The sequence below is a fragment of the Pseudoalteromonas sp. EB27 genome, from assembly GCF_001974875.1.
Lineage (GTDB): Bacteria > Pseudomonadota > Gammaproteobacteria > Enterobacterales > Alteromonadaceae > Pseudoalteromonas.
In genome coordinates, this window is record NZ_MTQD01000028.1 from 1 (window position 1) to 10,308 (window position 10,308).

Below are 10,308 nucleotides of genomic sequence, written 5' to 3' on the forward strand. Positions count from 1 at the left end.
ACTTATAAAAGGTGAACCGGCGACCTTCGGGTTATGAGCCACAATATACACACCAAATTTTAGACATAAAAAAACACGCTTTAAGCGTGTCGTTTCATTCTTATTTATTTCAGTGGTTGCGGGAGCCGGATTTGAACCGACGACCTTCGGGTTATGAGCCCGACGAGCTACCAGACTGCTCCATCCCGCGCCTGAAATTTGTATGCTTTTTAAAGTTGCCTACATTACAACTTGGCTTCCAATTAAAGAATTGGTTGCGGGAGCCGGATTTGAACCGACGACCTTCGGGTTATGAGCCCGACGAGCTACCAGACTGCTCCATCCCGCGCCTGTATATTTTAAGTCTATCGACTACTTTATTTTATCTCTTAAGCTAGAGTTTACAGTAACCAAATCTTATAAAAAATTGGTTGCGGGAGTTGTGAAGGTGAAGAGTGAACCGACGACCTTTTAAAACTACCTATTGCACCAAATTTCAATAAAAATATTGGTTGCGGGAGCCGGATTTGAACCGACGACCTTCGGGTTATGAGCCCGACGAGCTACCAGACTGCTCCATCCCGCGCCTGTAATTTCTTTAAAACATTTTCGTAATATTTACGAGCCTGCCTTGAAGAGAGCGCTACTATATAGGAATAAACATTTAATGCAAGGCCTAAACTAATTAAAGTTGTTCAACCGAACAAAAAGCAATCAAATTGCTATTCTGCGCTCAACCTTTGATGCGGATTAATCATTTTTTGCCATTCCCAGTCTGGATGTCCCATCACTATAAAGTCAGGGTTCTCAGTACTCTCACGTTGGTTGTACGTTAGCGGATTAAATTCTGCATCGGTAATACAACCACCGGCTTCTTCAACAATAACTTGTGAAGCACCTGTATCCCACTCTCCCGTTGGACCAATTCTTAAAAAACAATCGGCTTTGCCTTCTGCAACAGTACAAGCTTTTAATGAGCACGAACCAATAGCAATAGTTGTAAACTGACTATTTAAATACTGACTCACCGCTTCTATTTTTTGGCGGCGGCTCACAGCAAGCGTCAAGTTCTCTGGCGGCGCTACAGATATTTGCGTATCAATTGAGTTTTCACGTTTAAAGGCACCATTTTTAGCTGTAGCAAAATAAGTCACACCTTTTGCAGGCCAATGAATAACACCAAGCACTGGGTGATTATTTTCAATCAATGCAATATTTACTGCAAAATCGCCACTTTCTAAAATAAACTCGCCTGTGCCATCCATCGGATCGAGTAACCAATAACGCTGCCAATCCTGTCTGTCGGCTAGTGCTGGTATAGGCGCTTCTTCCGACATAATCGGAATGTCGGGCGCTAAGACTTTTAATCCAGCAACCAATACGTCATTTGCTGCTAAATCAGCTTTGGTAACAGGCGTATTATCTGATTTCTCTTGTTGGCCAATATCGCCTTTTTTATAAATGGCCATAATTGCATCGCCAGCACGCTCAGCTAATTCAATACACGGTTCGATTAATTTATTCATCGGCAGCTCCAGACGCTAAATACTTATCTAATAATAGCAAAGCTGCAACACTGCGTGCTTCGGTAAAATCTTCTTGGTCTAATAATGACTGCCACTGAGTTAATGGCCACTTAACAACAACAAGCGGCTCTGGCTCGTCGCCAATAAGGGTTTGTGGGTATAATTGCTTAGCAAATAAAATATGCATAGTGGCATTAAAGTAACTCGGCGCCATTGTTACTGTTCTTAATGGTTTAAAATACTCAGCACCAAAGCCAATTTCTTCTTTAAGCTCTCTGTTAGCAGCTTGCTCTGGCGTTTCACCCGGATCAATTAAGCCTTTAGGAAAACCTAACTGGTAATCGTTTGTTCCCGCACAGTATTCACGTACAAGTAGTAATTCGTTGTCTGCACTTAACGGAACAATCATCACTGCTCCCCGGCCACCGCCGCGAATTCGCTCATACTGGCGCTCTTCGTTATTAGAAAACTTTAGCTCTAAAGACTCCACGGTAAACAGGCGGCTTTTAGCGACAACATTGTTACTGAGGATTTGTGGTGGTGTTGGGTGCTTTTTCTGTGTCATTGGCGTTAATTTGCTATCATGGCAGTTAGTTCAATAATAAACCTTATAAGTTGAAATTCCTATGTTAAATTGGTCAAAAATCGATACCGTTTTGCTCGACATGGATGGAACATTACTCGATTTACATTACGACAGTCATTTTTGGCTTAACGTTATTCCTGCGCAACACGCATTAGCAAGGGGCATTAGCCTAGATGCAGCTAAAGCAGATATTTTAAAACGCTATCAGGCTGTGAGCGGTCAAATACAGTGGTATTGTTTAGATTATTGGGAGCAGCAATTAAGCTTGCCTATAATGGAGCTTAAACGAGAATCTCAGCATTTAATTAAAATGCGCGAAGACGTACCTCATTTTTTAACTGAACTTAAAAAAGCAGGCAAAGAGTTAATTTTACTTACCAACGCCCACCCTGAGAGTGTCATGCTTAAATTTGAGCATACAGCAATTGATAACTACCTAGATGGCGTAGTGTCTACTCATGAATATGGAGTAAGTAAAGAGCAACAAAGTTTATGGCACCAAGTACAAAAAGACTTAGGCTTTAATAAAAGTCGTACTTTATTTGTTGACGATAGCATTGCGGTTTTGAATGCCGCACGAGAATACGGCATTGAGCATTTACTTGCAGTTGCTAACCCTGATAGCCAACAACCACATAACGAAATAGCCGATTACCTAAGTGTTACCGACTATCGTAAGATTATCTAACTCAGTTTACGTGGGCTAGATTTTTGGGTAACGCGCTTCTAGCCCTTGATATACTAACTTTGCAAAATCTGCATGTTCTGTATCAAGGCTTTTAACTACTTCAACTAAATGCTCGTTATCTTCTTGCCCGTTCCATTCTTTAATATAGCTACCATCTTTGTAACCGTGATCTTGGCGGAAAAAGTTTAACGTATTTTTACCTACGTAGCCGCGATATAAATCATCAATATCCATACCCATTTGCGCCATACAGCCGGCAAAGGCACCTGCATTAAACGTTTTATCAGCAACAGCAGACGCCGCTAATATCTCTAGTGTTTGTTTAAAGTCATCAGCTTGTTGAGCATTACTAAGCTCAGTTTCAAGTTGCTTTGCTAAGTCTTCGTAGCTAGTTTCGCCGTCAATTCTAAGCGATAGACCAAAATGAAAAATATCAACCAACTCTAAAATAACTTGTTCAGTATCTGGTGTTTGTTTTTTCCACCATTTCCAACCATGATGATCTAGCATTTCAGCACACTCAACCCAAATAGCGCGGTACCATTCAAACCCTTGAGTAAACCATTGCTCATGTACTTTAGTATTCATGGCGTTTTGCATTTCTAGCATCACTACTAGCTTGTTTAAATTGGCAGACATATCAATTCCTGTCGTTTTGGTTGGCGTAATTTTCGTTGGTGTAATAATACAGATAAAATGCTGATTGTGCATTGCTGTATATTTTTATTAGTGTGCTAATTATGTTTATCGTGACGTCGTAAACTCATGCCATGAATCAATTAAATCAATGAAATCTTCAAAGCCACAACCACTACTTAAACCATTTTCTTCAAGCGCTAAATCGTCATCTTGATACGCTATTAGATCTTCGCTATCTTGATGAAGCGCATGGGCTTCAAATAATGCTTCGTCTTTCGTTAAGATTAAATCTATTTCTTGACCCTTCAGCGTTAGCGGCTCATAGCTTGAACTTACCGATGCAATAAGCGCTTGCACCACGGCCACTTTGTCTTTGCCTATTTCTTCGTTTAGCCAGCGACCAATAATAGCGTGTTCACTGCTTATTTTAATACGTAGCCCACTAATAGGGTCGCGAATAAATTGATATTCCATAGGGTTTGCCTGTAAATCTTTAATTGCGTAATTATATACGTAAACGCCCGTAAACCACAGGACATATAAAGCAAAATAGCGCCACAAGGGCGCTATTTTATTCAACTTTAAAGCCGTTAACTTCGCGATCTATAACGCGCTGCGTCAATGATCGACCATAAGTAAATAATAGGCACAAGTACAAAACCTACAAGCACATAAATTAGTGCATAACTTATTATAATAGCGAGTGCAAAAAATATAGCCGCTAAAATACGCCCTTGCACTAACTGCCCTAAACCAGGAAAAAATATATTACATAATGCTGCGATTACGTTACCGCCAGAACCTTGATCTGCCATACTAACCTCTGTATTTATTTGATTTTATAATTATTTACTTACACACTTTATGCCAATTTATTAAAGCTTACAAATCAAATAGTTAAATTAGCCTAGATTTAGAGAGTTAGTAAATTTTGCTAACTTTAGGTCAAATTAGCAATTTTTGTTATGCGTTTACGCTTTTTATTCGCTTAGTTAATTAGCAAGTTACTCGTTTTGAACACTATTTTATAAATAGCTGTTTATAAAAACAGTATTTTATTTAGCCTAACAAAAACACCTGTTATACTGGCCACAATATTGATTAAAAAGGCGTAACGATGGACGTTTCACAATTACTCGATGGCTTAAATGACAAACAACGCGACGCCGTTGCAGCCCCACTACAAAACATGCTGGTATTAGCAGGTGCTGGGTCTGGTAAAACACGAGTGTTAGTTCATCGTATTGCGTGGCTTATGCAAGTTGAGCAAGCCTCCGCTTACAGTATTTTTGCAGTTACCTTTACTAATAAAGCAGCTAAAGAAATGCGTGGCCGCGTTGAAGAAACACTAAAAGCCCCAGTAGGTGGCATGTGGATTGGTACATTCCATGGTTTATCGCATCGTATTTTACGTGCTCATCACCGTGAAGCTAATTTACCTGAAGCCTTTCAAATTTTAGACTCTGACGATCAGCTTAGAATGATCAAGCGCTTATTAAAGTCGATGAATATTGATGATAAAAAATGGCCCGCTAAGCAATTTGGCTGGTACATAAGCGCCAAAAAAGATGAAGCACTTCGCCCTAAAGATATTCAAGCATACGATATTAATGAGCAAATGATGCTGCGTGTTTATGCCGCCTATCAAGAGGCCTGTGATAGAGCGGGCCTAGTTGATTTTGCTGAAATATTACTACGCAGCTACGAAGTGTTAAAAAATAACCCTACGTTACTGCGTCATTATCAGCAACGCTTTGCACATATGCTCGTAGACGAGTTCCAAGATACAAATACCATTCAATATGCTTGGTTAAAGTTACTTGCTGGCGATACTAACAGCATCATGATTGTAGGCGACGATGACCAAAGCATTTATGGTTGGCGTGGTGCTAAAATCGAAAACATTAAACGTTTCTTAACTGACTTTAGCGCAGAAACCATTCGTCTTGAACAAAACTACCGTTCAACCGCCACTATTTTGAAAGCGTCCAATGCATTAATTCAAAATAACTCAGAACGTATGGGTAAAAGCTTGTGGACCGATGGTAACGATGGCGAGCCAATCTCTATTTATGCAGCATTTAATGAGTTAGACGAAGCACGCTTTGTAAGTAGCAAACTACGAAGCTGGTTAAATGCAGGGAATGCTCTGCAAGATGCCGCAATTTTATACCGTAGTAACGCGCAATCTCGTGTACTTGAGGAAGCCATGCTACAAGAAGGCTTAAAATATCGTATTTATGGTGGTATGCGATTTTTCGAACGACAAGAAATTAAAGATGCGTTGTCGTACTTACGCCTAGTGGGTAATCGTCAAGACGATGCCGCATTTGAGCGTGTAATTAATACGCCAGCACGCGGTATTGGCGACAAAACATTGAGCCATATACGCGACTGTGCACGAGCAGAATCGTTACCGCTTTGGTATGCCGCAAAAGCAATTGTAGAACAACAGCATTTATCTGGTCGTGCTTCTGGTGCAGTAAGTAAGTTTGTAGAACTCGTTGAACAAATAGAAGATAAAATTAGCGATCTAACTTTGCATGAGCAAGCCAAGTACACAATTCAAACCTCAGGCTTGATGGCAATGTACCAAGCTGAAAAAGGTGAAAAAGGCCGTGCTCGCGTAGAAAACTTAGAAGAGCTAATTAGCGCATGTGACCAGTACGAACTTCCTGAAGACGAAGAATACAGCTCGCCTTTACAAGGCTTTTTAGCACATACATCACTTGAGTCAGGTGAAGGACAAGCAGAAGAGCACGAAGACGCCGTTCAAATGATGACACTTCACTCAGCTAAAGGCTTAGAGTTTCCGTTAGTGTTTATGGTGGGCGTAGAAGAAGGCATGTTCCCTTCTCAGCAAAGTAACGAAGAGTCGGGTCGTTTAGAAGAAGAGCGCCGCCTTTGTTATGTAGGCATGACACGAGCAATGGATAAGTTATACATTAGCCATGCTGAGAGTCGCCGTTTATACGGGCAAGAAAAATACCATAGCCCATCTCGCTTTTTACGCGAAATCCCTGAGGACTGCGTAGAAGAAATCCGCATTAAAACACAGGTTTCTCGTCCACCTGCCGCCGGGCGTTTTAGCGCATCAGTTAGCCATGCCGCATTTGAAGACAGTGGTTTTAACTTAGGGCAACGAGTTTTGCATGCTAAGTTTGGTGTTGGTACCGTACTTAATTACGAAGGCAGTGGCGCGCAATCTCGGGTACAAGTTAACTTTGACGACCTTGGCAGTAAATGGTTAGTAACGGCCTATGCACGATTACAAGCTGTATAAAGCTCACCTAAGTGAGTTAGAACAACAACTAGCTGGCGCGTATCATCGTCAGCTAGTGTTGATCACGGGCAGCCCTGCTTGGTGTTATGAATTACTTAACTCATTAATAGATGAAAACAATACACTTGTTGTATCAAAGCAGTGCGCGATTAAAAATTCGTACTGGCCTACTCGCACTCATCAAATTTTAGGTCAAGAATTTACTCATGCTGTTTACGATGGTTTTAGTGGTTTGCACCCTGATAAACTTGCAGCACTTGCCGGCACTGTTAAAGCAGGCGGTATACTGTTTTTATTACTGCCCGAATTAGATGATTTAGCCTCTTGGCAAGACCCTGCTTTAAGCACAATGCAATCACACGGTCAGAGTATTGACTACAGTTTATTTAATCAACGTTTCGCGGCTATTATAAAACTATTACCCACTTTTCATTTTAGTGAAAAAAATGGCTATATTAGTAATAACACTAGCTATGTAAAACATAATAAAATTAATTATGAGCCACAGCAAAACTGCGTTGATCAAATAGTAAAAGTAGCTAATGGACGTGCCAACAGGCCTTTACTTATTAATGCTGATAGAGGTAGAGGCAAGTCGGCAGCACTTGGCTTAGCAGCCGCAAAATTAGCTGGTAAAAAAGTAATTATTTGCAGCACTCAGTTTAAAGCGACCCATAGTAGCTTTAAACATTTAGCCAACGAGTTGAACCTTCAATACAACACTGAACATAAACAGCTAGCCAATTTGCACTACGTTGCACCTGATGCACTATTAAATGCGCTACCTGAGTGTGATTTATTACTCGTTGATGAAGCTGCAGCAATCCCTGTTCCGTTATTATTAAAAATGCTAGCGCATTACTCTCGTATAGTATTTGCAAGTACACTGGTTGGGTATGAGGGCAATGGTAGGGGTTATACCATTCGCTTTAGTAACTACATTAAAGCGTATTATAAAGCCTCTAAAGTTCTAGCGCTTGATGAGCCACTGCGTTTTGCTAAACACGATCCTCTTGAGCAACACATTCGAACCTTGCTTGCACTCGATGCACAATATAAAGAGTTAAGTAGTGATCAATTAGAGCAGCCAGTTCATAGCGAAATAACTCAGCAATCCCTTGTAAACAATGAGCCTTTACTGCAACAAGTTATTGCCCTGCTTGCATTAGCTCACTATCAAAGTAGTGTAAATGATTTACGCCAACTACTAGATACACCGTCGCAACGAATATTCATCAGCAGAATTAACAATCTATTAGTTGGCGTATGTTTAATCGCAATAGAAGGTGGTTTAAGTGAAGACCTTGCCCTACAGGTTACAAGCGGAGAGCGTCGCCCACAGGGTCATTTAATGGCTCAAACCCTCTCACAACTTAGTTTTAATGATGACTACTTTACACAGTTGAGCGCTCGCGTTGTACGAATAGCGATTGATCCGAGTTCTCACAATATGGGCTTTGGTAAAAAGCTACTTAGCTATTGCGAGTCGCAAGTAAAAAGCCAATGTAATTGGTTTGGTGCAAGCTTTGGCGCAACAGCGCAGTTACTAAATTTTTGGCAAAACCAAGGATTTGATACCGTAAAACTAGGTTATCAACGCGATAAAAGCACGGCAGAACATTCGGCGCTTGTGGTTAAATGCTTAAATAACAAAAGTGCGATTATTCAACCTTTGAAAAAGCAGTTTAAAAACGATTTTTTTTATGGGCTTTTAACACACTTTAAAACACTGGATTGGCAACTTGTAAGTATTTTAATTGCAGGATTTAGCGATGAGTTAGTAAGCCCCGAGACTCGCGAAAGATTAGCCTTGCTCGTAAACAATAGCTTCACTCAATTTAATATCTCTGCGACTCTTTGGCAGGTAGTGAATCAGTCTCCTTCTTGTATGTCTCAATTAACAGAGTCAGATAAACAACTTTTAATAAAGTTAGTCCTTCAAAATGAATGTAATGAAAAAGTAATTCAACACTTAGGTTTATTAGGAAAAAAGCAGCTTGAGAATCAATTTAAACATGCCATAAAAAACCTCACTAGTGCCATCTAATAACTCCTAGTTACCTATCTCTATTAAATCTTATCCATCTTTAAGCTATTTATTTAATTTGTTCTATCCTTAAAGCATTAATAGGTAAATTAAGATAAAGGCATGGAATTAATAAACTTTAAAGTGGGCTGTAAAACAATTTCACTTAAAATACTCGATATTTTATTAACAGAACGCTTTGACAATAATCTAACAACTTTACCAAACAATAATAAAAGCTTTATTGGTGTTAAAGATTATATGGATATACCAACACCTGTTTTTGATTTGGGTATTATTTTAAATAATATCTCAACTGAGCAAAGTAATGCGAATGCACTAAAACAGCTCAGATCGTGGCAAGAAAAACTATTAAAGTGGTTCAATATACTTCAAAGTAGCTTATCGAGTAGCTCGACTCCTATTTCAAACAATGACACAGAACTACAAGATTTTGTTCTTTTTTACAAAGAATTCAACACCGATAATGAAGACTTAAAATTAACTATGTCTCGGTTTAACGACCACTTCCAATCAATACTAGAGACAATAAAAGAAGTTATAGCAGCCCATAATCGGAGTGATCATAAACAAGTATCCGTGCTGCTCGACAAAATGAATCGTAATAGCTTGATTCAACTCGAGCGCTTGTTTGAGTCAGCTAAAGAACAAATAACCTTAGACTATAAACCTATTATTGTTTTTACCACTAAAGACGGCTTAAACCCGCATGTAGGATTATTGGTAGATAAGGTTGAAGATAATATCGACTTTAAAAAAGAAGATATAAGGCCACTGGATAAACTTACCGAAATTGGCTTCGACATAGACCCACAAACTAAAAATATGATGCGAGGATTAATAAAGCTTACACAAAAACACAGTTTATTAATTGATCCAAGCGCAATATTTAAACCAACGCAATTAGAAGAATCTGAAAGTGAAGAAAGCCAAGCTTACGGACTATTTTAAATAGCTTTTAGATTGGGTTATAAGCTTTAGCACTGGAGTAATGAGCTATTCAAGTTCCGGCTTTCTGCAATGTGAAGTCGGTGCGCTACACAGTAGAGTGTCGTAGTGCCACAGCAGTGGAGAGTCACAGTGAAAATGCTACATACTTATCGGCATGCAGAGATATTGAGTGATTTCGGTGTGATTCTAGCGCCAGAAGTCGTTGCACCCGCCCTACGTAATGAGTGTTGGTGTAAGAGTCTATTAATTGAGCGTATTTCACTTTTCTGCAGACGTAAAAAAGCCCGACTCTTTCGAATCGGGCTTTCTACAATTTGAAGCCTGGTAATGTCGTAGTGCCCACAGCGGTGGAGAGCCAGATAGCAAATGCTACACTATCATCGGTAGAAGCTTTGGTTTCACTACTGAGTACGGCATGGACTCTTGGCTACAACTTTTATTTACACTTTTCTGCAGACGTAAAAAAGCCCGAATCGTTAGATTCGGGCTTTCTACAATTTGAAGCCTGGTAATGTCCTACTTTCACATAGCAAATGCTACACTATCATCGGCGCTGTTTCGTTTCACTACTGAGTTCGGCATGGAGTCAGGTGGGTCCAAAACGCTATT

The 10,308-nt window shown here is 39.8% G+C and carries 9 protein-coding genes, 3 tRNA genes and 1 rRNA gene; 4 read left to right on the top strand and 9 right to left on the bottom strand.

The genetic code is table 11. The features are described from left to right. Positions 1-113: 113 nt before the first annotated feature. The 5 genes from BW142_RS20345 to nudE form a co-directional block, all read right to left on the bottom strand. Positions 114-190: transfer RNA gene (locus BW142_RS20345), tRNA-Met, on the bottom strand. Between the two features lie 61 nt (positions 191-251). After that, positions 252-328: transfer RNA gene (locus tag BW142_RS20350), tRNA-Met, on the bottom strand. 160 nt (positions 329-488) lie between these two features. Further along, a tRNA-Met gene (locus tag BW142_RS20355) sits at positions 489-565 on the bottom strand. Between the two features lie 136 nt (positions 566-701). Continuing rightward, positions 702-1,505, bottom strand: a complete 804-nt coding sequence (gene cysQ, locus BW142_RS20360; protein WP_076926138.1) for a 3'(2'),5'-bisphosphate nucleotidase CysQ — start codon at positions 1,503-1,505, stop codon at positions 702-704. Further along, positions 1,498-2,070 (bottom strand): ADP compounds hydrolase NudE, encoded by a 573-nt coding sequence (gene nudE / locus BW142_RS20365; protein ID WP_007586548.1) that lies wholly within the window; start codon positions 2,068-2,070, stop codon positions 1,498-1,500. Before nudE ends, cysQ begins: the two co-directional genes overlap by 8 nt. 61 nt (positions 2,071-2,131) lie before the next feature. Here nudE and yrfG point away from each other — a divergent pair, with 61 nt between their 5' ends. Further along, on the top strand, positions 2,132-2,779 hold the full coding sequence (gene yrfG / locus BW142_RS20370; protein ID WP_002963013.1) for a GMP/IMP nucleotidase: 648 nt from the start codon (positions 2,132-2,134) through the stop codon (positions 2,777-2,779). Positions 2,780-2,794: 15 nt separating this feature from the next. Here the strand turns inward: yrfG and BW142_RS20375 are convergent, their stop codons facing one another. From BW142_RS20375 to BW142_RS20385, 3 genes are all read right to left on the bottom strand, one after another. Next, on the bottom strand, positions 2,795-3,418 hold the full coding sequence (locus BW142_RS20375; RefSeq protein ID WP_007586550.1) for a dUTP diphosphatase: 624 nt from the start codon (positions 3,416-3,418) through the stop codon (positions 2,795-2,797). A 105-nt stretch (positions 3,419-3,523) separates the two neighbouring features. Further along, a complete protein-coding gene (locus BW142_RS20380) occupies positions 3,524-3,892 on the bottom strand; it encodes a YacL family protein (protein ID WP_076926141.1) in 369 nt (122 codons plus the stop codon). A 116-nt stretch (positions 3,893-4,008) separates the two neighbouring features. Next, the gene (locus tag BW142_RS20385) at positions 4,009-4,233 is read right to left on the bottom strand and encodes a hypothetical protein (protein WP_002963009.1); all 225 of its coding nucleotides are present in this window, start codon (positions 4,231-4,233) and stop codon (positions 4,009-4,011) included. A 302-nt stretch (positions 4,234-4,535) separates the two neighbouring features. Between BW142_RS20385 and uvrD the strand changes: the two genes are divergently transcribed. From uvrD to BW142_RS20400, 3 genes are all read left to right on the top strand, one after another. Continuing rightward, positions 4,536-6,701, top strand: a complete 2,166-nt coding sequence (gene uvrD, locus BW142_RS20390; RefSeq protein ID WP_007586555.1) for a DNA helicase II — start codon at positions 4,536-4,538, stop codon at positions 6,699-6,701. Then, complete coding sequence (locus BW142_RS20395) at positions 6,679-8,748, top strand: GNAT family N-acetyltransferase (protein ID WP_076926139.1); 2,070 nt, start codon at positions 6,679-6,681, stop codon at positions 8,746-8,748. Before uvrD ends, BW142_RS20395 begins: the two co-directional genes overlap by 23 nt. Before the next feature lie 102 nt (positions 8,749-8,850). Further along, entirely contained in the window at positions 8,851-9,699 is an 849-nt protein-coding gene (locus BW142_RS20400; protein ID WP_076926140.1) for a chemotaxis protein CheW, read from the top strand. 503 nt (positions 9,700-10,202) lie between these two features. Here the strand turns inward: BW142_RS20400 and rrf are convergent. After that, positions 10,203-10,308, bottom strand: a 5S ribosomal RNA gene (gene rrf / locus BW142_RS20405); the annotation flags it as partial.